This is a genomic window from Streptomyces sp. NPDC020996, assembly GCF_040641355.1.
GTDB lineage: Bacteria > Actinomycetota > Actinomycetes > Streptomycetales > Streptomycetaceae > Streptomyces.
Map to the genome: position 1 here is coordinate 106,068 of NZ_JBFADM010000003.1, position 24,664 is coordinate 130,731.

A 24,664-nucleotide genomic window follows, 5' to 3' on the forward strand; every position below is an offset into this window, starting at 1 on the left:
ATCCGGTGCTGGTGCGGAGGGCCGGGGCAGGCGCGGGCGCGCCGGGCGTGGTCATGGCGCTTCGGGGAGCACGGGCTTGCGGTCGGGGTCGTCCCACAGCACCGCGAGGTGCCGGCCGATGTGCGTCGCGTCCTCGTCCTCGATGGCCGCACGGCGGCGGAAGGCCGCCACCTTGGCCGGAAACCGCCGTAGGCCCTCCGCGAGCAGTCCGTCGATGACGTCCCGGAACTCCTGCGGCGAACGGCCCTCGCGGTGCCAGATCACCACCGGCAGCCCGCTGCGCAACGCCGCCTGCAGTTCCCGTCGGCTGTGCGCCCGGGTGGGCACGGGCGGCTCGCTCAGCACCAGGGCGACGCAGTGCTCGTCGTCGCTCAGGCGCGCCTCCAGGCCGCGCAGGTGGTCGCCGTTCGTCCGCGCGACGTTGACGTACACCGACTTCGACGGGTGCTCGTCCCGGGCCAGCTGCTGCCAGCGGGAGCGCCAGAAGCGGTACCAGTCACGGTTCTGCAGCCGGTCCAGGCTGCGCACGACCACCGGGTAGTCCACCGCGAGCGGCACGCCGGGCACCTCGGAGGTGTCCCGGGGCCAGCGGTCGACGGGCAGGTTGAGCAGCTCGAAGGGGAGCACGAACTCCAACGACACCTCGGCCAGCCGGTCGCCGCCCGTCTCCTCGACCCTCCGGATGACGTCCGTCACCGTCTGCTGCAGCCGGTCGGTCGGCACCCGCACCACAGTGTCGCCCAGTTCCCAGATCCGGCCGCGCGCGTCCGACATGAGCGAGTAGGAGACGGTGTAGTGACCGTCCTCCAGTGGATCGGGCGCGATGTGGATCGCCAGGTACTCCTGGTGCGGCCGGGCCACCGGCGGCGCGGCCGGACTCGCGGCGCGGTCGCGGTCGAGCAGCTCCGCCAGACCGCAGCTCAGCGCCCACTGCCGGTTGCGGGCCAGCAGTTCCCGGGCCGTGGCCGGCTCCATCGCCTCGGCACTGCGGTCGAGGTACACCATCCACGGCGGCAGCCCGTTCCGCGTGGCGCCCTGGCCCGCCATGTGCAGGAAGTCGTGCCAGCAGCTGGCGGCGTGCGGCGGCGGCACGACGACCCTGGACTCGGTGGCCGCCCGGACCACGGCAGTGCGCATCGCGTACGACATCGTCAGTCCGCCCAGGGCGCCGCTCAGGAAGTCCCAGGAGCCGGTGACCTGCGGCAGCCCGTGCAGTGAGTCGACGGCGGTCCACTCGTCGGCGAGCCGTTGCACCGCCGGCGCCTGGGGGCAGCCCGGCTCCACCAGCGCCAGGGTGCGCGCCAGCGCGGACAGGCCGTCCTGGTGACGGGTGCAGAACCGGAACAGCTCCACGAGCTGCAGCGGCAGCGTCGGCTGCTCCCTCAGGTCGGCTCGGCGCCCGAGCGCCTCGCCGACCATCTCGACCAGCAGAGCGCGCGCGGAGCGGTCGTGCAGGGCGGGCACCTGGAGCAGCGCGGCCTGCGTCTCCTCACCGATCCGCTCCCGTATCCGTAACGCCGGGCTGCCGCGGCCCGAGCCGCCGTCTCCCGTCAACGCCGACCCGCCGGATCGGGGGAGCCGGAACCGGGGGAGCCGGCACCGAGGGAGCCGGTGCCGGGGAAGGCGGTGCCGGGGAAGGCGGGGCCGACGGTGATCGGGGAGCGGTGGCTGGTCGGCGGGTGGCCGGTGCGGGAGCTGCCGGCGGCCGCGAGCAGCCGGGCACGGGCCTCGCCCTCGGTCAGGCCGCCCGTGAGGTCGACGTACGCCGTGTCCGGCAGGGGCCAGGGGGGACGACACTGCTCGACCACGACCGGCAGCAGCGCACCGCTGCCGCTCTGCGGATCCCTCGCACGCACCGCCCGCCACACCAGACCGGGGTCCGGGCCCGAGAGGTAGTCCGCGGACAGCACGGGGACGGTGCGTTCGCTCCGCTCCACACCGCTGCGCACGTCAGGGTGACCGGCGGCGACGGGGTCGTCGTCGCCGAGGCCGTCGCCGCCGGGGGCCGCGACGTCCCGCTCCTGTACGAGGACGTGGCAGCCGGCGTTCTCCAGCTGCCAGGCGATCCAGGAGGCCCACCGGCGGTCGGTCGCGGCGTACGACACGAAGAAGTGGACGCGGTCCGCGGATGCCGCAGCGTTGAGGGTTCCGGCCGTGGGACGCCCCGCCCGGGGGTCCCGCAGGCTCCGCACCAGGTCACCGATGGCCTCGGCGGTGCGGCTGCGCCCTTCGAGGAGCGACACCGCTTCGGCCAGTGCGGGCGGCCCGTCCTCACCCGCGCGCAGACAGAACCGTACGAGCTCGAGCAGCTGCCCCCGCACGGTGGGCTGTTCGCGCAGGACCACCGGACGCCCCAGTGCGTCGCCCACCAGCTCGACCAGCGTGGCCCGGGCACCGCGGTCGACGAGGACCGGGGAGGCGCACAGCGCCTGCACCGCGGCGCGCAGCCAGTCCTGGTCCGGGTGGGTACGGAGACCGTCCCTGTCCACAACACCCCCCGAGAAGTTGTGTCCGAGAGTCCAGGATACGGACGCGGTGACACGGCGTCAGGAGTTCTGCGGGGCGGGAGCGATGGGGCGGCGACCGTTTGCCCGATGCCTGTTTGTGTCCGACTCGCATCCGAACCTGTTTACATTCCGGAAAAGCGGGCGTAGCCTCCCAGCGAAACCACACGTTCGGGCATGAGTCGGAGGCGAACGGACATGTACGCACCGGAGCGCCAGCAGGAGATCCTCCGGCTGGCCCGTGACGGCGGCCGGGTGGACGTGGTCTCGCTGGCCGAGGAGTTCCAGGTGACGGCGGAGACGATCCGACGCGATCTGAAGGCCCTCGACCGCGCCGGCCTCGTGCGCCGGGTGCACGGCGGTGCCATTCCGGTCGGACGCCTCGACTTCGAGCCGGACCTTGCCGAACGGGAGGGCACGGCGGCCGACGAGAAGGACCGCATCGCGAAGGCGGCCGTCGCGGAACTGCCGGGTGAGGGCACGATGATCCTTGACGCCGGCACGACCGTGGCGCGGTTCGCGGCCGCCGTCCCGCTGGAGTCCTCGCTCACCGTCGTCACCCACAGCCTGCCGATCGCGGCCCGCCTCGCGGACCACCCCGGCATCCAGCTCCACCTCGTCGGAGGGCGCGTACGGCACCGTACGCGCGCCGCCGTCGACGCCTGGGCGCTGCGGGCGTACGGCGAGATCCGCGCCGACGTCCTCGTCCTCGCGGCCAACGGCTTCTCCGTCGACCACGGCCTGACCACCCCCGACCTCGCCGAGGCGGCGGTCAAGCGGGCCGCGATGGCCGCGGCCCGGCGCGTGGTACTGCTCGCCGACTCCTCCAAATGCGGCCAGGAGCACTTCGCCCGCTTCGGGGACCTCGGCGACGTGGACCTGCTGATCACCGACAGCGGGCTGAGCCAAGAAGACACCACCGCCATCGAGCGCGGCGGCACGGAAGTAGTGCGCGCATGATTCTCACCGTCACCCCGAATCCGTCCCTGGACCGCACCTACGAGGTTCCGTCACTGGAGCGCGGTGAAGTCATCCGCGCCACCGGCGAACGCATGGACCCGGGCGGCAAGGGCGTCAACGTCTCGCGCGCCGTCACGGCCGCCGGGCGGCGCACGGTCGCGGTTCTGCCCCTCGGTGGTGCGCCGGGGGCGCTCGTGGCCGCCCTGCTCGACGCGCAGGGCATCGAGGTTGCGCCGGTGCCGGTCGCCGGCGACACCCGCTCCAACATCGCGCTGGCCGAGGCGAACGGCGTGCTCACCAAGATCAATGCGCCGGGGCCCGAGCTGTCTGCGGCCGAACAGGAACTCCTGCTGGAGACCGTGCGCGAGCAGTCGCGCGACGCGGACTGGATCGCGTGCTGCGGGAGCCTGCCGAGGGGACTCGCGCCGGCGTGGTACGCCGATGTCGTGTCGCGGGCGCACGCCGGAGGCGCGCGGATCGCGCTGGACACCTCGGGGCGCGCGCTCCTTGAGGCGCTGGCCGAGCGGCCCGATGTGGTGAAGCCGAACGCCGAGGAGCTCGCGGAGGCCGTCGGGCGCCCCCTGGCCACCGTGGGTGACGCGCTGAAGGCGGCCGAGGAGTTGCGCGAGATGGGCGCGTGCGCCGTGCTCGCGAGCCTGGGCGCCGACGGGCAGTTGCTCGTGGACGGCACGGGCGCCTGGTTCGGCAGCGCGCGCGTGGACGCGGTACGCAGCAACGTCGGCGCCGGAGACTCCTCGCTCGCCGGTTTCCTGATCGCGGGTGGCAGCGGCCCGGAGGCCCTCGCCTCGGCGGTCGCGCACGGAGCGGCGGCCGTCCAACTGCCGGGCAGCGTGATGCCGACGCCGGCCGATCTGGATCCCGCGGCCGTGACCGTCACCGCCGAGGTGCCGGCGGACCGTGCCCTGAGGGAGCCGGTGTCATGACCCCCCTCACGACACCCGCCACGAAGGACCCCACGACACCCGCCACGAAGGACCCCACGACACCCGCCACGACGGACCCCACGACGGACCCCACGACGGTGACCGCTGCCACGATCGCGGGGACGTCGACCGCCGCTCTGCCCGGAGAACCCCCGGCACGGGCCTTCGGGCCGACTGCCAAGCCGACCGCCAAATCGACCGCCAAATCGACTACCGAACTGACCATCGATCCGGTTACCGATCTGGTTACCGCTCCGGGTCCCGAACGGCGAGCCTCCCCGCTGCTCGCCGCCACCGACGGGAGGCAGAGCCGCCTGAGCCGCCCTGCCGCCCCTGGGGTGCGGGGTTTCCCAGGCTCCGCCCCCTGCCGCGCGGGTCTCGCCGCCCGCGCCGCCATCCCCCACAGCACCCCCGTCCCCACCTCCGCCCACCCCACGTCCCGGGCGATACGCGTGCGAAGGAGCCCGCGATGAGCAAGATGATCACCGCGGACCTGGTCGATCTCGACCTGTCCGCCGATACCAAGGAAGCGGCGGCGCGTGCCCTCGCCGAGCGCATGGTGGCCCAGGGCCGGGTGACCGACCTGGAGGGTTTCCTCGCCGACGTGGCCGCCCGTGAGGCGCAGATGCCGACCGGCCTGGACGGCGGCATCGGCATCCCGCACTGCCGCAGCGCACACGTCACCGAGCCGACGCTCGCCTTCGGGCGCAGCCGTGCCGGGATCGACTTCGGCGCGCCGGACGGCCCCGCAGACCTGATCTTCCTGATCGCGGCGCCCGCAGGCGCCGACGACGCCCACCTGACGATCCTCTCGTCGCTGGCCCGGCAGCTGATGAACGCCGAGTTCACCGGCGCGCTGCGCGCGGTGGGCGACGCGGCGGCCGCGGCGGCGCTCATCCGGGGCGAGGAGCCGCCGGCGGAGGCCGGGCCGTCGACGACGACCGAGACCGAGGGTGCGCGGCCCGAGGGCGCAGCTGAGGGCGCGTCCGAAGACTCCGTGGCGGCGTCGGGGGCGGCCTCCGTCGACGCCGCCACGGGCAGTGCGGCCCCGGCGCCGGGCGCCACCGCTCCGGCGCCGGGCGCCAAGGACTCCGCCGGTGCCTCTGCCTTCCGCATCGTCGCCGTCACCTCCTGCCCGACCGGCATCGCCCACACCTACATGGCTGCCGAATCGCTGGAGAACGCCGGCCGCGAGGCGGGCATCGAGGTCGTCGTCGAGACGCAGGGCTCGGCCGGCTTCACCCGGCTCGACCCGGACGTCATCGCGGCGGCGGACGGCGTGATCTTCGCGCACGACGTGCCCGTGCGGGAGAAGGAACGCTTCGCCGGCAAGCCGACCGTCGACGTCGGAGTGAAGGCGGGCATCAACCGCCCCGCCGAGCTGATCTCCGAGGTGCGCGACAAGGCCGCGCGCGGTGAGGTGAGCGCGGGCGCGCCCGGCGGGACCGGTACGCCGGTCGAGCGCGCCGGTGAATCCGGCGAGGGCTACGGCACCAAGCTGCGCAAGTGGCTGATGTCGGGCGTGAGCTACATGGTCCCGTTCGTCGCGGCGGGCGGTCTGCTGATCGCCCTCGGCTTCGCGATCGGCGGATACAAGATCAACAAGGCCCCGTCGGTCATGGACCACTTCGTGTGGGGCCAGGCGGACAGCTGGGCGGCGCTGCTGTTCCAGATCGGCGCCGTCGCCTTCGGCTTCCTCGTCCCGGTGCTGGCCGGCTACATCGCCTACGGCATGGCGGACCGTCCCGGTCTCGTCCCCGGCTTCGTCGGCGGCGCGATCGCCCTCACCATCAACGCCGGCTTCCTCGGCGGCCTGGCGGCCGGTCTGATCGCCGGTGGCGTGGTGATGGCGATCCAGAAGGTCAACATTCCGGCTGCGCTGCGCGGCATCATGCCGGTGGTGGTGATCCCGCTGATCTCCTCGGCGATCGTCGGGTTCCTGATGTTCGTCGTGATCGGCAAGCCCATCGCCTCCGCCCAGAAGGGCATGACCGACTGGCTGAACGGCCTCTCCGGCGCCAACGCCGTCCTGCTCGGCATGCTGCTCGGCCTGATGATGTGCTTCGACCTCGGCGGTCCCGTCAACAAGGTCGCCTACACCTTCGCCACCGCCGGCATCGCGGTCTCCGACCCGAGTGACTCCGCGATGAAGATCATGGCCGCGGTCATGGCGGCCGGCATGGTCCCGCCGCTGGCGATGGCCCTGGCCACGACCGTGCGCGGCAAGCTCTTCACCGAGACCGAGCGCGAGAACGGCAAGGCCGCCTGGGTCCTGGGCGCCTCCTTCATCTCCGAGGGCGCGATCCCGTTCGCGGCGGCCGACCCGCTGCGCGTCATCCCCTCCTCGATGGTGGGCGGCGCGATCACCGGAGCGCTGTCGATGGCCTTCGGCGCCACTCTGCGAGCCCCGCACGGCGGCATCTTCGTGGTCCCGCTGATCGGCAACCCGTTCCTCTACCTGGTCGCCATCGCGGCGGGCGTGTGCGTCACCGCGGCACTGGTGGTCGTCCTGAAGGGCATGCGCAAGCCGGCTCCCGGGACGACGGCCGGGCAGGCGGCCGACGGCTCGGTCACCGCGAAGGCCGGTGCGAATCAGCCGGTGCCTGCCTGACACCGGCCGGAGGGGGCGGCGCCCACGGAAACCGCCCCCTCCGCATGTCCTTTTCAGGTGCTGTGAGTTGTTCACGGCACCTGGGGCAAGTGCGACGCCTGCGTGTCATGCGAGATACGTCACGGTCCGGGACGGAAGTCCCGGACCGTGGTGTCTACTGGAACGCATGTCTGAGCACGTCTCGATCCTCCGGTCGCTGGGCGTCGCCGTCCTCGCCCTGACGGCCGTCGTCTGGGTGATCCTCCTGACCCGCATCCTGCGCCGCGGCCGCACCCGGGCGGGCAGCCGGCCCGCCGCTTCCACACTGGACGCCCTCCCGTACCAGACTCAGGCCGGACCCCACCTGGAGTCCGTGGAACTGACCCCTGCGGAGCGAGACGCCTTCGCCGGCCTGGTACGGCAGCTCAGCGACGGCCGCTGAGGCGCGCGCCGGGCTGCTGAGGTCGCGTGCGGCGCGCTCTTCCGGTCAGGAGACCTGCGCCGCCCGCCGTTCCATCGCGTCCCGCGCCGCGTCCTCCGTCGTGTACACCTCACACATGTGCCGTCCGTCCGGCGTCGCCGTGTGCTCGACCTCCCACAGGGACACCTCCTCGCCGTCCCGCAGCAGGAACGCGTGCTCGTACAGCGAGAAGCACAGCCCGCTGCGACCCGCGCGGCACGGACGCCCGAAGGCCTGCATGATCTGGTGCGCGAACGCCGTCCTCAGCAGTGCGGCGGTCTCCGCACCCGGCCGGTCCGGGTTCTCCGCGCGACGCAGGAGCCGGCGCGCGTGGTCCGCCGAGTCGTCCGCAACGTACGCATGTCGAGGCACGGGGACCGACGACCACTGCACCGTGACCGGAAGCTCGAAGTCGGCGGCGGCCGGCGGCATCGGCAGCCGCGCGGTGGCGACGCGCAGCTCCTCCTCGTCGACATACACCTCGTGCTGCGGGGCGCTGCCCGGCGCGGTGTTGTGCACGAGCTCCCAGAGCGTGAGCGCCGAGCCGTCGACGAGCAGCCACGTGTGCCGGTACGTCTCTCGGTGCAGTCCCGCGCTGTGGTGCGCCGAGTGCAGCGAACTGTCGTGCGCCAGCGCACTGTCGACTCGTCGTATCGTCTCGTCCGGAAGCTCGAAGGAGTTCAGAGCACGGCCGAGCAGGCGCGCGAGGTGCTCCTCCGGAGACTCCGGCGACTCGTGTGGTTCGTACGCTGCCGTCTCGTACGGAACGCTCAAGGTTTCTCCCGGCGTTGCTGCATGTCACCTTGTGGGTGCATACCGTAGCCCCTCGGTCGGACATCGTGTCCGGGAACCGAGAAAACGTACGCCCGGAAAACGCCCGGGCCGCGCGAGTTGTTCCCCGCGCGGCCCTTGGATCCGCCAAAATCCGCTGTGCGCACGGAACTTGGGTCGATCAGGCGCCCAGTGCCGTGATCACGCCGCGCTGCCCGCGGTCCACTCGCTCCACGACATGTTCCAGCCGTTGAGCCCGTTGTCCGGCGCCACCGTCTTGTCGGGAGAGTTCTTGACGATCACGACGTCACCGATGAGCGAGTTGTCGTAGAACCACTTCGACGGCGTGGCGCCCTGCGCGCCCTCCACGTCCGCGAGCCCGACGCAGCCGTGGCTGGAACCCACCCTGCCGAACGGCGGGTTGCCCCTGTTGTACCAGTAGTTGCCGTGGATGAACGTGCCCGACGACGTCAGGCGCATCGCGTGCGGCACGTTCGCGATGTCGTACTCGGAGCCCAGGCCGACGGTCTGGCTGTTCATGCGGGTCTGCACGAACTTCTCGGAGATCACCATCTGCCCGTTGTACGTGGTGTGCTGAGGGTCACCCGTCGAGACGGGCACCGTCTTGAGGGTCTTGCCGTCCCGCACGACCGTCATCGTCTGCGTGGCGGTGTCGACGGTGGAGACCTGCGAGCGCCCGATGGTGAAGGTGACGGTCTTCTTCTGCACCCCGTAGACGCCGTTCGCGCCCTCCACGCCGTCCAGGTCGATCTTCATCGTGACCTTGGAGCCGGCCTTCCAGTACTCCTCGGGCCGGAAGTCGAGCCGCTGCGACCCGAACCAGTGCCCCACCACCTCCTGCCCGCTGCTCGAGGTGACGTCGATGTGCGACTGCACGGCCTTCTTGTCGCTGATCGCCTTGTCGAAGGTGAACGACACCGGCATCCCGACACCGACCGTCGTGCCGTTGTCCGGCGTGTACGTGCCGATGAAGCTGTTCCCCGAAGAGACGGTCGTGAAGATGGAGTTGGCCGCGGACGTGTGACCGCCCGCATTCTTGGCGGTCGCCGATATCTGGTATTTGGTCCCGCGCTCCAGTTGCTCCTTCGGCTTCCAGCTGGTGCCGTCCGCGGACAACGAGCCCGGCACGGTCTGTCCCGTCCCCGCCACCGTCATCTTCACCTCGGTCAGCTTGCCTCCGCTGACCTTCACCCCGGTCGTGTTGATCGACGCGCCGGTCGATCCGTCCTTCGCCGAGATGACGATCTTCGCTGCCGACGTCTTGGAGGCACTCCTGCCGCCCTTGCCGTCGGTCTTGGAATCGGCTTTGGCGTTGCCGCCGCAGGCGGTCAGGGTGAGGGCGCCGACCATCAGGGCGGCACAGGCCCCCAGTGCGCGCCGCGCTGCTATGTTCGGCGTTGTCACGGGCTGCTCCAGGTTCGTGTGATGTGCGTGATCCGCTCCAGTGCGTGGAGAAAGAGGGCGGCAACGGCCGGAGAGGTTCCCGCCGCTCGTCCGGAACGGCGACACGTGACAGAACCGGGACAATCGGAGGCGTGCGGCGCGTCCGCACCCGCCGGTGCGGCGAGCCGCGGTTCCCCGCCCACCTGCCAGCCCCCGCCCCGGACGGCGTGCGAGAGAGCCGAGCAGGGCCCCGTCGTGTCACACCCTCCCGTACAACTCCTCGTACGACGGCCACACTCCACCCGGCCCGTCCACCGACTCCGCGGCTCGCACGGCGCGCACGATGGCGCGGGTCACCACGTCCGCGCCGGCCGCGAGGATCTCGTTCAGTGCGAGGAGGTTGTCGGCGTCGAGGGGACGCGCCCCTGTCGCCAGCGCGAACACCGTGTCGCCGTCGTTGAGCAGGTGCACCGGCCGCACGGCGCGCGCGATGCCGTCGTGCGCCGTGCCGGCCAGCTTCTGCGCCTGCGCCTTCGACAGGTCGGCGTCGGTGGCGACCACGGCGAGTGTCGTGTTGAGCGGGGGGCGCCCGTTCGCCGCCGCGATGTCGGTGAGGCGTCGGCGCGCGGCCGCATGGACGCGCGCCTCCGGATAGTTCACGCGCCCCTGGAGCAACTCCCCGTACAGAACGCCCGTCTCGGGATCCATCGCCGACCCGGCCGCATTGGCCACCACCAGCGCGGCCACCGTGATCCCGGACTCCAGTACGACGCTCGCGCTGCCGACCCCGCCCTTCAGTGCGCCCACGACGGCTCCCGCACCGGCGCCCACGCACCCTTCCGGCACTCGCGCGCCCGAGCCGCTCTCCGCCGCCGCCTCGACCGCGGCGCGGCCGGTGGACGCGTCCGGCCGGGCGGAGAAGTCGCCGCCCCGCCCCAGATCGAAGACGCACGCGGCGGGCACCACCGGCACGACATGCGCGGGATCGGTCCCGACGCGAACGCCACGCCGCTGTTCTTCCAGCCAGGCCATCACCCCGGACGCCGAGTCGAGCCCGTAGGCGCTCCCGCCCGTCAGCACGATCGCGTCGACCCTCTGCACGAGATTGCGCGGGTCGAGGGCGTCGGTCTCCTTCGTCCCGGGGCCGCCGCCCCGTACGTCCACGGCGGCGACGGCCCCGCCCTCCGGCGCGAGCACGACCGTGGTGCCGGTGAGCCAACCGGCGCCGATGCGCGTCGCATGGCCCACTCGCACTCCCGCGACGTCCGTCAAAGCGTCAACTGTCATGGCCCCAGTCTGGCCCGGCCCGCCGCGCGGACGGCCGTCTCCCGCGCCGTCCGCGCCCGCCCCCCGCTCGCCGCACGTCTCCTCGCGCCGCCCGCCCCTTCGCGGGAAGCCCGAAGTCCATCCACGCCCACCAGACGGCGAGCAGGACTCCTGCGAATCTCAGTACCCCCGTGCCCGCGTGCCCGTCTGCGGCGGTGTCCAGCAGTGAGACGCACGCCTGGGCGAGAGTCACGACGAAACAGAGATCGAGAAACAGTCCGAGTGCGCTGCGCGTCGAGCGTCCAAGCACCGCGGCCGACCGGCCCAGAGTTTTGTGAAGCATTTCACAAGGCGCTGGCCTGTCCCTTCTCCGGCGAATAGGCCAGGTCAGACCCTTCGCGCCGGAGACTGATCGATTATCGATAGGACCTTTGGACCCCGATAGGGGACCAACGCGACTCCCGGACGCGCCCTCACTGACGTGCAATGGAATCGACCCCATGAAGCGATGTGGAAGGTGCGGGCCATGACTGCCACTCCTGCGGAGACCACCAACGTCACTCCCGCCGCGCCCCGGACGGCGCCTGAGCCGTCGGCGCAGGGAGACGCCTGGGCCGGCTTCCGAGGCGGCCTGTGGCGCGACGCCATCGACGTCCGGGACTTCGTGCAGCACAACTACACCCCCTACGAGGGTGACGGAGCCTTCCTCGCCGGACCCACCGAGCGCACCACCAAGGTCTGGAACAAGCTCCTCGCCATGTTCCCGACCGAGATCGAGCGCGGCATCTACGACGTCGACGCCAAGACGCCCTCCCGCATCGACGCTTTCGCCCCCGGCTACGTCGACCGCGACCTCGACCTCATCGTCGGCCTCCAGACCGACGCCCCGCTCAAGCGCGCCATCATGCCCAACGGCGGCTGGCGGATGGTCGAGGGTGCCCTCAACGCCTACGGGTACGAGGCCGACCCCACCGTGCGGGAGATCTACACCAAGCTCCGCAAGACCCACAACGACGGTGTCTTCGACGCCTACACCCCCGAGATCCGCGCCTGTCGCTCCTCCGGCATCATCACCGGCCTCCCGGACGCCTACGGCCGCGGCCGCATCATCGGCGACTACCGTCGCGTAGCCCTCTACGGTGTGGACCGGCTCATCGCGGCAAAGCGAGCGGACAAGCTCGCCCTCGAAGTCGAGTGGCCGAGTGCGGAGGTGATCCAGGAACGCGAGGAAGTCGCCGAGCAGATCCGCGCCCTCCAGGAACTCAAGGTGATGGCTCTCTCCTACGGCTACGACATCTCCGGTCCCGCCCGGACCGGCCGCGAGGCCATCCAGTGGCTGTACTTCGCCTACCTCGCCGCCGTCAAGGAGCAGAACGGCGCCGCCATGTCGATCGGCCGCATCGACGCCTTCCTCGACGTCTACCTGCAACGGGACATCGAGGCCGGCGTGCTCACCGAGGCCGCGGCCCAGGAGCTCATCGACGACTTCGTCGTCAAGCTGCGCATCGTCCGCTTCCTGCGCACCCCCGAGTACAACGAGCTCTACTCCGGCGACCCCACCTGGGTCACCTGGTCCATGGGCGGCATCGGGGACGACGGGCGGCCGCTGGTCACCCGTACCACCTTCCGCGCCCTGAACACCCTCTACAACCTCGGCCCGGCGCCCGAGCCCAACCTCACCGTCTTCTGGTCCCCGCGCCTGCCCGAGGGCTTCAAGAAGTACGCCGCCCGGGTCGCCATCGACACCAGCGCCCTGCAGTTCGAGTCCGACGAGCTGATGCGCCCCAAGTACGGTGACGACACCGCCATCGCCTGCTGCGTCTCCGCGATGGCCATGGGCAAGCAGATGCAGTTCTTCGGCGCCCGCGTCAACGTCGCCAAGGCCCTGCTGTACGCCATCAACGGCGGCCGCGACGAGAAGTCCGGCAAGACGGTCGTCGAGGGCTTCGAGCCGATCACCGACGAGTACCTCGACTACGACACGGTCCTCGCACGCTACGACGCCATGCTCGGCTGGCTCGCGAAGACCTACGTCCACGCGCTCAACGTCATCCACTACATGCACGACAAGTACGCCTACGAGCGCCTGGAGATGGCCCTGCACGACCGGGCGATCCTGCGCACCATGGCATGCGGCATCGCCGGCCTGTCGGTCGCCGCCGACTCGCTGTCCGCCATCAAGCACGCACGCGTGAAGGTGATCCGGGACGAGACCGGCCTCGCCGTCGACTACGTCATCGAGGGCAGCTACCCGGCGTACGGCAACAACGACGACCGGGCCGACTCCATCGCCCAGTGGATCGTCCACGAGTTCATGGAGAAGGTCCGCCGGTACCCGACGTACCGCAACGCGGTGCACACCCAGTCGGTCCTGACGATCACCTCGAACGTCGTCTACGGCAAGAAGACCGGCAACACGCCCGACGGCCGCCGCGCGGGCACCCCCTTCGCGCCCGGCGCCAACCCGATGAACGGGCGTGACGAGCACGGATACATCGCTTCGGCGCTCTCCGTCGCCAAGCTCCCGTACGACGACGCGGAGGACGGCATCTCGCTGACCAACACGATCACCCCGGACGCCCTCGGCCGCACTCCCGAGGAGCGCGTCGCCAACCTCTCCGGCGTCCTGGACGGGTTCATCGCCAGCGACGGCTTCCACATGAACGTCAACGTGCTCGACAAGGTGACCCTCGAGGACGCGATGGAGCACCCCGAGAAGTACCCGCAGCTGACCATCCGGGTCTCCGGCTACGCGGTCAACTTCATCCGCCTCACGCGCGAGCAGCAGCTCGACGTCATCAACCGCACCTTCCACGGTTCGCTGTAAGGGAGCACGGCGATGACCACGCTTCATCCGCCGGCGTCGGCTCTGCCGACGCCGGCCGGCGGGCCCGTTTCCGCGGCGGCCACCCCGGCCGCCGCGGCGACCCGCCGCCCGGTCGTCGGAACCGTCCACTCGTGGGACCTGTCGACCGGCGTCGACGGTCCGGGCACCCGCTTCGTCACCTTCCTGTCGGGCTGCCCGCTGTCCTGCCTGTACTGCCACAACCCCGACACCTGGCGGATGCGCGACGGCAAGCGCACCACGGCCGACGAGATCGTCGCCGAAGCCCGCAAGTACACGCGGTTCATCGCGGCCGCCGGCGGCGGCGCCACCATCAGCGGAGGGGAACCGCTGCTGCAACCCGTGTTCACCGGCGAACTGCTGCACCGCTTCAAGAACGAACTCGGCCTGCACACCGCCCTCGACACCTCGGGCTTCCTCGGCGTTCGCGCCACCGACGCCCTCCTGCGCGACACCGACCTGGTCCTGCTCGACATCAAGTCCTGGGACCCCGCCACCTACCGCAAGGTCACCGGTCGCCCCCTGCGCCCCACCCTCGACTTCGCCCGGCGCCTCGCCGACCTGGGCCAGGAGGTCCACGTCCGCTTCGTGCTCGTGCCCGGACTGACCGACGCCCCCGACAACATCGACGGAGTCGCCGCCTTCGCCGCCTCTCTCGGCAACGTCACACGCGTCGACGTCCTGCCCTTCCACAAGCTGGGCGAGGCCAAGTGGCAGGCGCTCGGGCGGCCGTTCGTGCTGCACGACACGCCCTCCCCGACCGCTGAGCAGACCGCTGTGGCCAGGAGCATCTTCGCGGCCCACGGCCTCAACGCCGTCTGAGCCGCCGGGGCCCGGCCCGCGCTCGGAGCCGTACTCTGGACGCATGAGCACCGCCCCCGAGCCCGAGCCCGAGTCCGCGCCGCGCGAGCCGAAGGCCTCGCTGATCTTCGACGACCCGCTGGACCAGCAGTCCTCGGACGACACGGACCGCGGATGGGGCGAGCGGCCCGGCCCTGACGGCGGTGACGCCTCGGACCTGAAGCGTTTCCTCGACGAGAAGCCGCCCCACCACCTGTGAGCCACGCGGGCCACGGCCCGCCATGCACGGCGGGCCGCTGTCCCTACCGCTCGTCGGGCACTGTCCCGCGTCCGCGCTGGGCGACCAGGGCGTCGCGGATCTCCTTCAACACCTCCAGCTCGGTCACCTCGATGACCTCCTGCGTGCCCTCCCGCGCCTTCCGGCGGGCCTCCTGCCGTGCCAGGTACTTCGACATCGGCAGGACCATCAGGAAGTAGACCACCGCTGCCGCGGTCACGAAGCTGAGCGTCGCACCGAGCACGGAGCCCCACATGATCGGTATTCCGCTCTTCACCGTGCCGTCCGCTGCAACCTGGCACGGAGCCTCCAGGCACGAGCTGTAGCCGTCGAGGCTCTTCGTCCCGATCGCACCGACGAGCGGATTGATGATCCCCTTCACCACCGAGTTGACGATGTTGGTGAACGCGGCGCCGATGACCACCGCCACTGCCAGGTCGACGACGTTCCCGCGCATCAGGAAAGCCTTGAAGCCCTGCCAGACGCTCGGTTTCTTCTTCTCGCTCACCGCGGGGCCTCTCCTCGCACGCACAGGGTGTGGAACAAACAGCTCCGCAACCTACGTCAACGCGACGCGCGCCGGTACGGCCGGGTGGCTTCCAAGAGGGACTTGACAGCATTTCACGCAGGATGCGGGAGACCCTGTTCAGCACAGCGTCACCGCCAACCGGGCCGCCGCGCCCGCACCCGCGAGGCGCGCCGCGGTCGACCGGGGCACCGAGAGCACGACCAGCGCGCCGCTGTCGGCCGCACCGTCCAGGGGTTCCGGCACCTGTGCGACCCGAGCCCCGCGCGCGACCACACGGGCATCGCCGCCCGTCGCCGTCTCCTGCGCGGCGATGACGTCCACCCGGTCACCCGGCCGCAGCAGGCGGACCGTGGCCGCGTCGGCGATCCGCACCGGAGCGGACACCGTCTCGACGGCACGATGCCTGCGGACGGGATCCGCCGCCGGATGCCCGCGCGCCCGGTCGGCGTCCCGCGGCACGGCCGCCACCAGCGCGGCCGCGGTCACGGCGAGGCCGACCGTCAGTGCCCGCCTCCGGTGCCCCAGGAGCCGGCGCAGCTGGTACCGCCCGCCGCGCACCCGCACGGGAGCGAAGTGCGGAACCTCGCATGTGGCGGGAGCGTCCGCACCCGGCGGGCGCGGAGGGGGCGGGGAGAGGGACGGATGGTGCAGGGACATCGCGGATCACCACCTGCGAAGAGGAATCGGCTGGCGAGCCCACGATGAGGCTTCGCGCCGCCGCTCGCCGGAGCCGGTGGATTACCGACGGGTTGTGGACAACCTGCCCACCCGCACGAGGGAACGAGTGGATGAGTGGACGAGCGCATGCGCGCTGTCATAGGGCCCGCAGTAACCTCCCCCGGTTCCCCGTTTCTGCTCCCTACGGCAGAGCGAAGCCCGGATCCATCCCGCCCAGCGCGTTCCTGCACAGGCAGTCCCGCTCCTCGTTCGCGGGCAGACCGGCCACCACGTCGAACAGCACGCCGCGCAGCCGGTCGACGTTGGCCGCGAACACTCGCAGCACCTCTTCGTGTGAGACGCCCTCGCCGGTCTCGGCGCCCGCGTCGAGGTCGGTGACCAGCGTCATGGACGTGTAGCAGAGTTCGAGTTCGCGGGCGAGCGCCGCCTCGGGATGCCCGGTCATGCCGACGACGGACCAACCCTGCGCCTGGTGCCACAAGGATTCGGCACGGGTCGAGAAACGGGGCCCCTCGACCACGACGAGTGTGCCGCCGTCCACCGGCTCCCAGTCCCGGCCGCGTGCGGCCTTCAGCGCTGCCGTGCGCCCTGCGGGGCAGTAGGGGTCGGCCAGGGAGACGTGCACGACGTTCGGGACGGTCCCGTCGGGAAGCGGCAGCCCGTCGAAGTACGTCCCCGCCCTGGATTTCGTACGGTCGACGAGCTGGTCCGGCACGAGCAGCGTGCCCGGGCCGTACTCGGGGCGCAGACCGCCCACCGCGCACGGGCCGAGGACCTGGCGCACCCCGACCGACCGCAGCGCCCAGAGGTTGGCCCGGTAGTTGATGCGGTGCGGCGGCAGGTGGTGCCCGCGTCCGTGCCGGGGCAGGAAGGCGACCCGTCGGCCGGCGACCTCCCCGAGGAAGAGGGAGTCGCTGGGTGGCCCGTAGGGGGTGTCCACCTGTATCTCGGTCACGTCGTCGAGGAACGAGTAGAAACCGGAGCCGCCGATCACGCCGATCTCGGCGTTCGCCTTGTTCGCCATGCTCCGCACCCTAGCCGCCGCAGGAAGCGCCGAAGACCCTGCCGTCGGATGACGGCAGGGTCCCGCAAGAAGTGGTTGCCTACGCGGCGGAGCTGCTGGAGGCGGAGCCGGTGCTGGACGGCTTCGCGTCCGAGGACGACGAAGAAGACGACGTCGACGGCTTCGAGGACGCCGGCGAGCTGCTGGACGACGAGCCGCGGCTGTCGTTCCGGTAGAAGCCGGAACCCTTGAAGACAATGCCGACCGCGGAGAACACCTTCTTGAGGCGGCCACCGCAATTGGGGCACTCGGTCAGGGCGTCGTCGGTGAACTTCTGCACCGCCTCGAGGCCCTCGCCACACTCGGTGCACTGGTACTGGTAGGTGGGCACTGTCTTCCTCCTGGCACTCTCACTCAATGAGTGCTAACGAGGATCCATAGTGACGTATTCCTGAGGATCAGTCCACTGCGACGGCCTCGCGGTGACCGACGCCACGTGCGACGGTCACCTGCCTGGGCCGGGCCGCGAGCCGCGAGCGGAGGGTGAGCAGGGTCACCAGGGCGAGCACCGTGCCGCCCATCGGGACGAGGAATCCGGCGCCGTCCCGGAGGCGGTCCTCCAGCTGTCCGGCGACCGTGACGGCGGCCGCCTGGCCGAGCGCCACCGCCCCCGTCAGCCAGGTGAAGGCCTCCGTGCGGGCGCCGGCCGGCACCAGGCCGTCGACCAGTGTGTAGCCGGTGATCAGCGTGGGCGCGATGCACATGCCGACGAGCAGGCCGAGCCCCGCGAGGAGCGGCGCCGAGTGCGCGGCCCACAGACCGGAGGCCGCCAGCGCCAGCGCGCCGTACCCGACCACGAGACGCTGCCGCGGAGCCGCCTTCCAGGCGATCGCACCGCAGACGACGCCGGAGAGCATGTTGCCCGCGGCGAAGATCCCGTACAGCACGCCGTTCAACCCGGGCTCGCCGATCGACTCGGCGAAGGCCGCCAGCGAGACCTGCATGCCCCCGAAGACGGAGCCGATGCCCAGGAAGGCGACGACGAGCACGCGCACGCCGGGCACACGCAGTGCCGACCCGTGCTTCACGCGCGCGTGCCCGGTGCCGGTCACCGCGGGCTCCGTGTTCTTCTGCGCCGCGAACAGCAGGCCGCCGAGCAGTGTGAGCGCGGCTTCCGTCACCAGGCCCGCGGCCGGGTCCACGGCGGTGCACAGGGCGGTGGCCAGCAGCGGGCCGATGACGAAGGTCAGTTCGTCCGTGACCGACTCGAAGGCCGCGGCAGTGGTCATCAGGGGCGAGTCCTGGAGCCTCACGCCCCAGCGGGCGCGCACCATCGGCCCGATCTGCGGCACCGAGGCGCCGGTGGGCACGGCCGCGGCGAACAGCGCCCACAAGGGCGCGTGTCCCAGCGCGAGCGCCGTCAGAGCCAGGCCCGACAGCGCGTGCAGCGTCACGCCCGGCACGAGTACGGCGCGCTGCCCGTACCGGTCGGCGAGCCGGCCGCTGAAGGGCGCGAACAGCGCCATGGAGACGCCGGTGACCGCCGCGGCGGCGCCCGCCGCGCCGTACGAGCCGGTGGTGTGCTGCACGAGCAGCACGATGGAGATGGTGAGCATCGCGAACGGCTGCCGCGCCGCGAAGCCCGGAATCAGGAACGTCCAGGCGCCACGGGTGCGCAGCAGTTGCCCGTATCCCGGACGGGAGGATGCCGACGAGTCCTTCGACGACTCGCTGGTGACCGTGGATGCCACGGCCCGTGCCTTTCCGCCGCCTGGTAGCGCGCCGTTGCGGAAGCGCCGAGAGCTGTCCTCATGCGCGGACTGCGGTAGATGCCGGCGCTGATGCGAGGAGCGTCCCGGCCGCCATACGGTCGCGCCAGCTCTGCGTCAGGCAGAGTTGGTTCGATCAGGGTGCGCCTTCAGCATACAAGGATCACGGCCGGTGGGCCTGTGAAAGCGAGCACCATGAGGTCGTCAGCCTGCGATTGCCGGGGTGGTGAACCGTATGAAACACGCCCTTAACGGAAGGCTGCGCCGTTCTGCGCGCTGCGCACGCCCCTCACGCCCGCGCCGCGGACCAATACAGCCGGCGCCTGCGCGCGCGTCCGTGAATGGCCGCCGCGCCGCGCACGCCCGGCGCGAGCGCGACGCCCTCCGCCCTCAGCCCCTCGCCTCCGCGCCGTCCGTCCCCAGCCATCCGGCCAGCTTTCCACCGCGTCCCACGGCGCGCAGTCGGCGCTCCGCCGCGTCCCGCACCGGGTCGGTGGCGACGACCAGGAGTTCGTCCCCGCGCCGCAGCACCGTCGCGGGAAGCGGGACGAACGATTTTCCGTCACGTACGACGAGCGTGACGGCGGATCCGGCCGGCAGGCGCAGTTCGTTGATCTCGACGCCGTGCATCTTCGACCCCTCGGCGATGGTGACGGACAGCAGATGTCCGCGCAGCCGCTCCAGGGGCGCCGACTCGATGCCCAGGTCAGCCGCCTCGCCGCTCTTGCCCAGGCCGAGGGTACGGGCGACCCAGGGCAGCGTCGGCCCCTGGATGAGGGTGTAGACGACGACCAGGACGAAGACGATGTTGAAGATCCGGCGGCTGGCGTCGACGCCCTCCACCATGGGGATCGTCGCCAGGATGATGGGCACGGCGCCGCGCAGTCCGGCCCAGGACAGCAGGACCTGCTCCGACCGGGGCACCCGGAAGGGTGTGAGACACGCCACGACGCTGAGCGGACGCGCCACCATGGTCAGCACCAGCCCGATGACGAGGGCGGGCCAGACGTCGTCGCCCAGGTCGTGCGGGGTGACCAGCAGGCCGAGCAGGACGAACATGCCGATCTGGGCGATCCAGCCGAGCCCTTCGGCGAACCCGCGCGTGGCGGGCCAGTGCGGCAGCTTCGCGTTGCCCAACACCATCGAGGCGAGGTAGACGGCGAGGAAGCCGCTGCCGTGCGCCAGCGCGCCCGCCGCGTACGCCGTGACGGCGATGGCCATGACGGCGATGGGGTAAAGGCCGGAGGCGGGCAGGGCCACGTGCCGAAGGCCCCAGGAGCCGAGCAGGCCCACCGCGAGGCCGACGGCCGCGCCGATGGCCAGCTCGAGGGCTATCTCGCCCAGCAGTGTGTACCAGTGGTCGATCGGGCCGGCGGTGGAGAAGGCGACGACCAGGATGACCACGGGTGCGTCGTTGAAGCCGGACTCGGCCTCCAGGGTGCCCGTCACGCGCGCGGGCAGAGGTATTTTCCGCAGCACCGAGAAGACCGCCGCCGCGTCCGTGGAGGACACGACCGCCCCGATGATGAGCGCCTGCCGCCATGGCAGACCCGTGAGGTAGTGCGCCCCCGTCGCGGTGACTCCCACGCTGACCGCGACCCCGACCAGCGCCAGTGCGGAGGCGGCAGGCAGGGCCGGCCTGACCTCGTTCCACTTCGTGCCCAGACCGCCTTCGGCGAGGATCACGACGAGGGCGGCGTATCCGATGACCTGGGTCAGTTCGGCGTTGTCGAAGTGGACGTGGCCGATTCCGTCCTGGCCCATGAGGACCCCGATCCCCAGGTACACGAGCAGGCTGGGGAGCCCGCTGCGCGAGGAGATCCGGACCGCTGCCACGGCGACGAGCAGGACGAGCGAGCAGACGAGCAGAAGCTGGTTGAGGTGGTGGACAGTCAGCGGCCGTTCCCTTCGACGGCTCGCGCGCATCCCGCGCGGGAGCTCTCGTACATAGGACACGAAGCGGGGTAACTCCGCACCCAAGTACTTTGTTACCTTACCTAACTCTTGACGATCTCTTGACGCTTGCACGGCAAGATCGAACGCTCATCCGGGCCGGTTCCCGACTCCGCGTCAAGTGGTGTCGGGCCCTGCGCCTATGGTTGCTCCAGCACTCCAGGACCGCCTGCCGCTCGCGTTAGGACAGCAAGGACAGCGATGCCCCCCAACACCACCGCCTCAACGGGTCAGCAGCCCGGCAAGTCCGGCAGGAAGAAGGGGCGCAGAGCCCGCCTGCTCGTCCTCGTCCTCGTGCTGGCCATCGTCGGAGGCGTCGCGTACGGGGCGTACTGGTCAGTCAGTACGGTCCGGGCCTCCTTCCCGCAGACGAAGGGCTCGGTCACCATCGAGGGCCTGTCGGGGCCCGTGGACGTCAAACGCGACGGCTACGGCATCCCGCAGATCTACGCCTCCTCCGAAGAGGACCTGTTCATGGCGCAGGGCTACGTGCAGGCGCAGGACCGGTTCTACGAGATGGACGTGCGCCGTCACATGACCTCCGGGCGCCTGTCGGAGATGTTCGGCAAGAGCCAGGTCGGCAACGACGAGTTCCTGCGCACGCTCGGCTGGGACCGGGTGGCGAAGAAGGAGTACGACACCAAGCTGTCGGCCTCCACGAAGAAGTACCTCCAGGCGTACGCCAAGGGAGTCAACGCCTACCTCAAGGGCAGGGACGGCAAGGAGATCTCCCTCGAATACGCCGCTCTGGGCTTCACCAACGACTACAAGCCCGAGAAGTGGACCCCCGTCGACTCGGTCTCCTGGCTGAAGGCGATGGCCTGGGACCTGCGCGGCAACATGCAGGACGAGATCGACCGCGCCCTGATGACCAGCAGGCTCGGCCCCAAGCAGATCAAGGACCTGTACCCGGACTACCCGTACAGCCGCAACAAGGCGATCGTGCAGGAAGGTCAGTACGACGAGCTGACGAAGACGTTCCAGAAGGCCGGCAGCACGTCGACCGCCGGGACGTCCACGAGCGGTACGACCGGTACGACCGGTACGACCGGTGCGTCGGGTACGTCGGGTACGTCGGGTACGTCGGGCACGACCGGCACGACGGGCACGGCCTCGCCGGCCTCGGCGACCGGGTCCTCCGCCCTGGAGAGCCAGCTGTCGGGCCTCTACGACGTCCTGGACGACGTGCCCGCGGCGGTCGGGGTGAACGGCCAGGGCATCGGCTCGAACTCCTGGGTCGTGGCGGGGAAGTACACCATCACCGGCAAGCCCCTGCTGGCCAATGACCCGCACCTGTCGGCCTCGCTGCCGTCCGTGTGGTACCAGATGGGCCTGCACTGCCGGACCGTCTCCAGCAAGTGCCGGTACGACGTCACCGGTTACACCTTCGCCGGCATGCCCGGCGTGGTCATAGGCCACAACCAGAACATCGCCTGGGGCATGACGAACTCCGGAGTCGACGTCACCGACCTGTACCTGGAGAAGCTCAGCGGCGACGGCTACCTGTACGACGGCAAGGTGAAGCCCTTCACCACCCGCGAGGAGACCATCAAGGTCGCCGGCGGCAAGTCGAAGAAGATCGTCGTCCGGGAGACCAACAACGGACCCCTGCTGTCCGACCGCGACAACGAACTCGTGAAGGTGGGCAAGAAGGCCACCGTCGACACCGCGGCGCCCGACCGCGGCGACGGCTACGGCATCGCCCTGCGCTGGACCGCCCTCGACGCGGGTACCACCATGGACGCCGTCTTCGCTATGGACAGGGCGGCCGACTGGAGCGGCTTCCGGGCCGCCGCCACCCTGTTCGACGTGCCCTCGCAGAACCTGATCTACGCCGACACCAAGAACCACATCGGCTACACGCTGCCCGGAAAGATCCCCCTGCGCGCGCAGGGCCACGACGGCTCCATCCCGGCGCCCGGCTGGGACTCCAAGTACGAGTGGACCGGATACATCCCGCAGGACGCGCTGCCCTACGAGTTCGACCCGGAGCGCGGCTACATCGTCACCGCCAATCAGGCCGTCGTCGACGAGGACAAGTACCCCTACACGCTCACCACGGACTGGGGCTACGGCACTCGCAGCCAGCGCATCACCGACCTGATCGAGTCGAAGATCAAGGGCGGCGGCAAGATCTCCACCGACGACATGCGCCAGATGCAGATGGACAACAGCAGCCAGATCGCCAAGCTGCTCGTGCCCAAGCTGCTCAAGATCGACATCGATGACAAGGCGGTCCGCGACGCGCAGGAGCTGCTCGAGGGCTGGGACTACACCCAGGACGCCGACTCGGCCGCGGCCGCCTACTTCAACGCCGTCTGGCGCAACATCCTCAAGCTCGCCTTCGGCAACAAGCTCCCCAAGGAGCTGCGGGTCAAGGGACAGTGCCTGTGGGTCGACCCGGTCAACACCACCGGCCCCGTGGACGACACCGAGAAGGTGCGGGAGTGCGGCCAGCGCGACACCGACCAGGCGCAGCCCGACGGCGGCGACCGCTGGTTCGAGGTGGTCCGCAACCTCATGGACGACGAGAACAGCGACTGGTGGAGGACCCCGGGCGGGGTCGGCGACCGCCCGAAGGCCGAGAACCGCGACCAGCTGTTCAAGCGCGCCATGATCGACGCTCGCTGGGAGCTGACCGCCAAGCTCGGCAAGGACACCGACACCTGGAGCTGGGGCCGGCTGCACCGCCTGTTCCTGAAGAACCAGACGCTCGGCACCGAGGGCCCCGGCTTCCTGCAGTACGTCCTCAACCGCGGACCCTGGAAGCTCAGCGGCGGCGAGGCCACGGTCAACGCCAGCGGATGGAACGCCGCCGGAGGCTACGGCGTCGTGTGGGTGCCGTCGATGCGGATGGTGGTCAACCTCGGCGACCTCGACAAGTCGAAGTGGATCAACCTCACCGGAGCGTCCGGGCACGCCTACAGCGCCCACTACACCGACCAGACCGGCAAGTGGGCCAAGGGCGAACTGCTGCCGTGGTCCTTCTCGGGCGACGCGGTCGACAAGGGCACGAGCGACACGCTGGTGCTGAAGCCGTGAGCCGTCCCCGGGGCTGAGGCCGCGAGGCGCGCGAAGGGGCCCTCCACGCACGCGTGGAGGGCCCCTTCGCGCGCCGGGGCGCGTGCGTGGGGGTGTGCGCCGGGCGCGGCAGGCGTGCGCGAGGTGTCCGGCTGGTGCCGTGCGCCTGCCGGACGGTCACGCGCCGCCGCTGCCGTCCTCACCACCACCGAAGCGGCGCACGCCCGACGGTGTCACCACCGCGTGCACCGGCCGGTCGTGCGCCTCCTCCGGCACGCGCGCGACGACTTCCGAGTCGTAGAGCAGTACCAAGAGCGCGGGGCGTGCGCCCGCGCGTTCCAGCCGCGCGAGCACACGGTCGTACGATCCTCCGCCGCGCCCCAGCCGCAGCCCGCGCGTGTCGACCGCCAGCCCCGGCAGCAGCACCACGTCCGCCTCGGCCACGGCATCCGGCCCCAGTCGGTCGCCGACCGGCTCGAAGAGCGCCATCTTCCCGCCGTGCCGCACCCGCGCGAGGGAGCCCTCGCCGGCGTACGCACTCCAGTCCAGGTCGTTGTCCGGGAGGAGCACCGGGAGCAGTACGCGCACGCCCCGCGCGCGCAGCGCGTCCAACAGGGCGACAGTTCCCGGCTCGGTTCCCACCGAGACGTACGCCGCCACCGTGCGCGCGTGCGCCAACTCCGGCAGTTCGAGCGCGCGCCCGGCCAGCGCGTTCGCCGCCTCCTGCACGTCATCCGCGGTCAACCTGCTTCTCACCGTCAGGATCTCTCGCCGCAACATCCGCTTGCCAGGCTCGGCAGCACGTCCGATGTGATTCACAGGTCGTACCTGTACCTTTCCTAATGTGCTCAAATAAGGGCCAATTAACTGAAGCTACAGATTCCTTGCA

General features: G+C 70.9%; 21 protein-coding genes. 8 read left to right on the forward strand and 13 right to left on the reverse strand.

Annotation, left to right across the window (positions count from 1 at the left end; genetic code table 11):
- Positions 1-51: 51 nt before the first annotated feature.
- Both AB0G63_RS03345 and AB0G63_RS03350 read right to left on the reverse strand, forming a co-directional pair.
- Positions 52-1,554, reverse strand: a complete 1,503-nt coding sequence (locus AB0G63_RS03345) for a hypothetical protein (protein WP_360743484.1) — start codon at positions 1,552-1,554, stop codon at positions 52-54.
- Positions 1,551-2,489 carry a toll/interleukin-1 receptor domain-containing protein gene (locus AB0G63_RS03350; RefSeq protein WP_360743487.1) on the reverse strand — a complete coding sequence of 313 codons (939 nt, stop codon included), beginning with the start codon at positions 2,487-2,489 and terminating at the stop codon, positions 1,551-1,553. Before AB0G63_RS03350 ends, AB0G63_RS03345 begins: the two co-directional genes overlap by 4 nt.
- Before the next feature lie 213 nt (positions 2,490-2,702).
- Between AB0G63_RS03350 and AB0G63_RS03355 the strand changes: the two genes are divergently transcribed.
- From AB0G63_RS03355 to AB0G63_RS03370, 4 genes are all read left to right on the forward strand, one after another.
- Complete coding sequence (locus AB0G63_RS03355; protein ID WP_324783271.1) at positions 2,703-3,464, forward strand: DeoR/GlpR family DNA-binding transcription regulator; 762 nt, start codon at positions 2,703-2,705, stop codon at positions 3,462-3,464.
- Positions 3,461-4,408: a 1-phosphofructokinase gene (gene pfkB, locus AB0G63_RS03360; RefSeq protein WP_360743490.1), complete on the forward strand. Its 948-nt coding sequence runs from the start codon at positions 3,461-3,463 to the stop codon at positions 4,406-4,408. The genes AB0G63_RS03355 and pfkB overlap by 4 nt, the downstream gene beginning before the upstream one ends.
- A 469-nt stretch (positions 4,409-4,877) precedes the next feature.
- Positions 4,878-7,019 carry a fructose-specific PTS transporter subunit EIIC gene (locus AB0G63_RS03365; protein WP_360743493.1) on the forward strand — a complete coding sequence of 714 codons (2,142 nt, stop codon included), beginning with the start codon at positions 4,878-4,880 and terminating at the stop codon, positions 7,017-7,019.
- Positions 7,020-7,185: 166 nt separating this feature from the next.
- The gene (locus AB0G63_RS03370) at positions 7,186-7,440 is read left to right on the forward strand and encodes a hypothetical protein (RefSeq protein WP_360743496.1); all 255 of its coding nucleotides are present in this window, start codon (positions 7,186-7,188) and stop codon (positions 7,438-7,440) included.
- A gap of 45 nt (positions 7,441-7,485) precedes the next feature.
- Here the strand turns inward: AB0G63_RS03370 and AB0G63_RS03375 are convergent, their stop codons facing one another.
- The 4 genes from AB0G63_RS03375 to AB0G63_RS03390 all read right to left on the reverse strand — a co-directional run bounded on the left by AB0G63_RS03375 (position 7,486) and on the right by AB0G63_RS03390 (position 11,401).
- Positions 7,486-8,232 carry a DUF6227 family protein gene (locus AB0G63_RS03375; protein WP_360743499.1) on the reverse strand — a complete coding sequence of 249 codons (747 nt, stop codon included), beginning with the start codon at positions 8,230-8,232 and terminating at the stop codon, positions 7,486-7,488.
- A gap of 198 nt (positions 8,233-8,430) precedes the next feature.
- Entirely contained in the window at positions 8,431-9,654 is a 1,224-nt protein-coding gene (locus tag AB0G63_RS03380; RefSeq protein ID WP_360743502.1) for an Ig-like domain-containing protein, read from the reverse strand.
- Positions 9,655-9,891: 237 nt separating this feature from the next.
- Positions 9,892-10,920, reverse strand: a complete 1,029-nt coding sequence (locus tag AB0G63_RS03385) for a P1 family peptidase (RefSeq protein WP_360743505.1) — start codon at positions 10,918-10,920, stop codon at positions 9,892-9,894.
- Positions 10,910-11,401 carry a low temperature requirement protein A gene (locus tag AB0G63_RS03390; protein WP_360743508.1) on the reverse strand — a complete coding sequence of 164 codons (492 nt, stop codon included), beginning with the start codon at positions 11,399-11,401 and terminating at the stop codon, positions 10,910-10,912. The genes AB0G63_RS03385 and AB0G63_RS03390 overlap by 11 nt, the downstream gene beginning before the upstream one ends.
- A gap of 24 nt (positions 11,402-11,425) precedes the next feature.
- Between AB0G63_RS03390 and pflB the strand changes: the two genes are divergently transcribed.
- The 3 genes from pflB to AB0G63_RS03405 are packed head-to-tail and all read left to right on the forward strand — an operon-like array spanning position 11,426 to position 14,804.
- The gene (pflB, locus tag AB0G63_RS03395) at positions 11,426-13,726 is read left to right on the forward strand and encodes a formate C-acetyltransferase (RefSeq protein WP_360743511.1); all 2,301 of its coding nucleotides are present in this window, start codon (positions 11,426-11,428) and stop codon (positions 13,724-13,726) included.
- Between the two features lie 12 nt (positions 13,727-13,738).
- A complete protein-coding gene (pflA, locus tag AB0G63_RS03400) occupies positions 13,739-14,566 on the forward strand; it encodes a pyruvate formate-lyase-activating protein (RefSeq protein ID WP_360743514.1) in 828 nt (275 codons plus the stop codon).
- 43 nt (positions 14,567-14,609) lie between these two features.
- Positions 14,610-14,804, forward strand: a complete 195-nt coding sequence (locus AB0G63_RS03405) for a hypothetical protein (RefSeq protein WP_360743517.1) — start codon at positions 14,610-14,612, stop codon at positions 14,802-14,804.
- Positions 14,805-14,847: 43 nt separating this feature from the next.
- On the opposite strand, the gene mscL is transcribed toward AB0G63_RS03405, so the two are convergent.
- The 6 genes from mscL to AB0G63_RS03435 all read right to left on the reverse strand — a co-directional run bounded on the left by mscL (position 14,848) and on the right by AB0G63_RS03435 (position 20,727).
- Positions 14,848-15,330, reverse strand: a complete 483-nt coding sequence (gene mscL / locus AB0G63_RS03410; protein WP_360743520.1) for a large conductance mechanosensitive channel protein MscL — start codon at positions 15,328-15,330, stop codon at positions 14,848-14,850.
- A 138-nt stretch (positions 15,331-15,468) separates the two neighbouring features.
- Entirely contained in the window at positions 15,469-16,008 is a 540-nt protein-coding gene (locus tag AB0G63_RS03415) for a hypothetical protein (protein WP_360743523.1), read from the reverse strand.
- Between the two features lie 202 nt (positions 16,009-16,210).
- On the reverse strand, positions 16,211-17,053 hold the full coding sequence (locus AB0G63_RS03420; RefSeq protein WP_360743526.1) for an S-methyl-5'-thioadenosine phosphorylase: 843 nt from the start codon (positions 17,051-17,053) through the stop codon (positions 16,211-16,213).
- Between the two features lie 79 nt (positions 17,054-17,132).
- Positions 17,133-17,423 (reverse strand): FmdB family zinc ribbon protein, encoded by a 291-nt coding sequence (locus AB0G63_RS03425; protein ID WP_360743529.1) that lies wholly within the window; start codon positions 17,421-17,423, stop codon positions 17,133-17,135.
- Positions 17,424-17,490: 67 nt separating this feature from the next.
- On the reverse strand, positions 17,491-18,783 hold the full coding sequence (locus tag AB0G63_RS03430) for an MFS transporter (RefSeq protein WP_360743532.1): 1,293 nt from the start codon (positions 18,781-18,783) through the stop codon (positions 17,491-17,493).
- Positions 18,784-19,191: 408 nt separating this feature from the next.
- Positions 19,192-20,727 (reverse strand): potassium/proton antiporter, encoded by a 1,536-nt coding sequence (locus AB0G63_RS03435; protein WP_360743870.1) that lies wholly within the window; start codon positions 20,725-20,727, stop codon positions 19,192-19,194.
- 228 nt (positions 20,728-20,955) lie between these two features.
- On the opposite strand from AB0G63_RS03435, the gene AB0G63_RS03440 reads away from it, so the two are divergent.
- Positions 20,956-23,796, forward strand: a complete 2,841-nt coding sequence (locus AB0G63_RS03440) for a penicillin acylase family protein (protein ID WP_360743535.1) — start codon at positions 20,956-20,958, stop codon at positions 23,794-23,796.
- 156 nt (positions 23,797-23,952) lie between these two features.
- On the opposite strand, the gene AB0G63_RS03445 is transcribed toward AB0G63_RS03440, so the two are convergent.
- Complete coding sequence (locus tag AB0G63_RS03445; RefSeq protein WP_360743537.1) at positions 23,953-24,594, reverse strand: 5-formyltetrahydrofolate cyclo-ligase; 642 nt, start codon at positions 24,592-24,594, stop codon at positions 23,953-23,955.
- Between the last annotated feature and the right edge of the window lie 70 nt (positions 24,595-24,664).

Excerpts from the sequence above, each read along its gene's own strand:
- AB0G63_RS03355 (WP_324783271.1), top strand. The coding sequence starts at position 2,703 with ATGTACGCACCGGAGCGCCAGCAGGAGATCCTCCGGCTGGCCCGTGAC.
- pfkB (WP_360743490.1), top strand. The coding sequence starts at position 3,461 with ATGATTCTCACCGTCACCCCGAATCCGTCCCTGGACCGCACCTACGAG.
- AB0G63_RS03365 (WP_360743493.1), top strand. The coding sequence starts at position 4,878 with ATGAGCAAGATGATCACCGCGGACCTGGTCGATCTCGACCTGTCCGCC.
- AB0G63_RS03370 (WP_360743496.1), top strand. The coding sequence starts at position 7,186 with ATGTCTGAGCACGTCTCGATCCTCCGGTCGCTGGGCGTCGCCGTCCTC.
- AB0G63_RS03385 (WP_360743505.1), bottom strand. The coding sequence starts at position 10,920 with ATGACAGTTGACGCTTTGACGGACGTCGCGGGAGTGCGAGTGGGCCAT.
- AB0G63_RS03390 (WP_360743508.1), bottom strand. The coding sequence starts at position 11,401 with ATGGGGTCGATTCCATTGCACGTCAGTGAGGGCGCGTCCGGGAGTCGC.
- pflB (WP_360743511.1), top strand. The coding sequence starts at position 11,426 with ATGACTGCCACTCCTGCGGAGACCACCAACGTCACTCCCGCCGCGCCC.
- pflA (WP_360743514.1), top strand. The coding sequence starts at position 13,739 with ATGACCACGCTTCATCCGCCGGCGTCGGCTCTGCCGACGCCGGCCGGC.
- AB0G63_RS03405 (WP_360743517.1), top strand. The coding sequence starts at position 14,610 with ATGAGCACCGCCCCCGAGCCCGAGCCCGAGTCCGCGCCGCGCGAGCCG.
- AB0G63_RS03415 (WP_360743523.1), bottom strand. The coding sequence starts at position 16,008 with ATGTCCCTGCACCATCCGTCCCTCTCCCCGCCCCCTCCGCGCCCGCCG.
- AB0G63_RS03420 (WP_360743526.1), bottom strand. The coding sequence starts at position 17,053 with ATGGCGAACAAGGCGAACGCCGAGATCGGCGTGATCGGCGGCTCCGGT.
- AB0G63_RS03435 (WP_360743870.1), bottom strand. The coding sequence starts at position 20,727 with ATGCGCGCGAGCCGTCGAAGGGAACGGCCGCTGACTGTCCACCACCTC.
- AB0G63_RS03440 (WP_360743535.1), top strand. The coding sequence starts at position 20,956 with ATGCCCCCCAACACCACCGCCTCAACGGGTCAGCAGCCCGGCAAGTCC.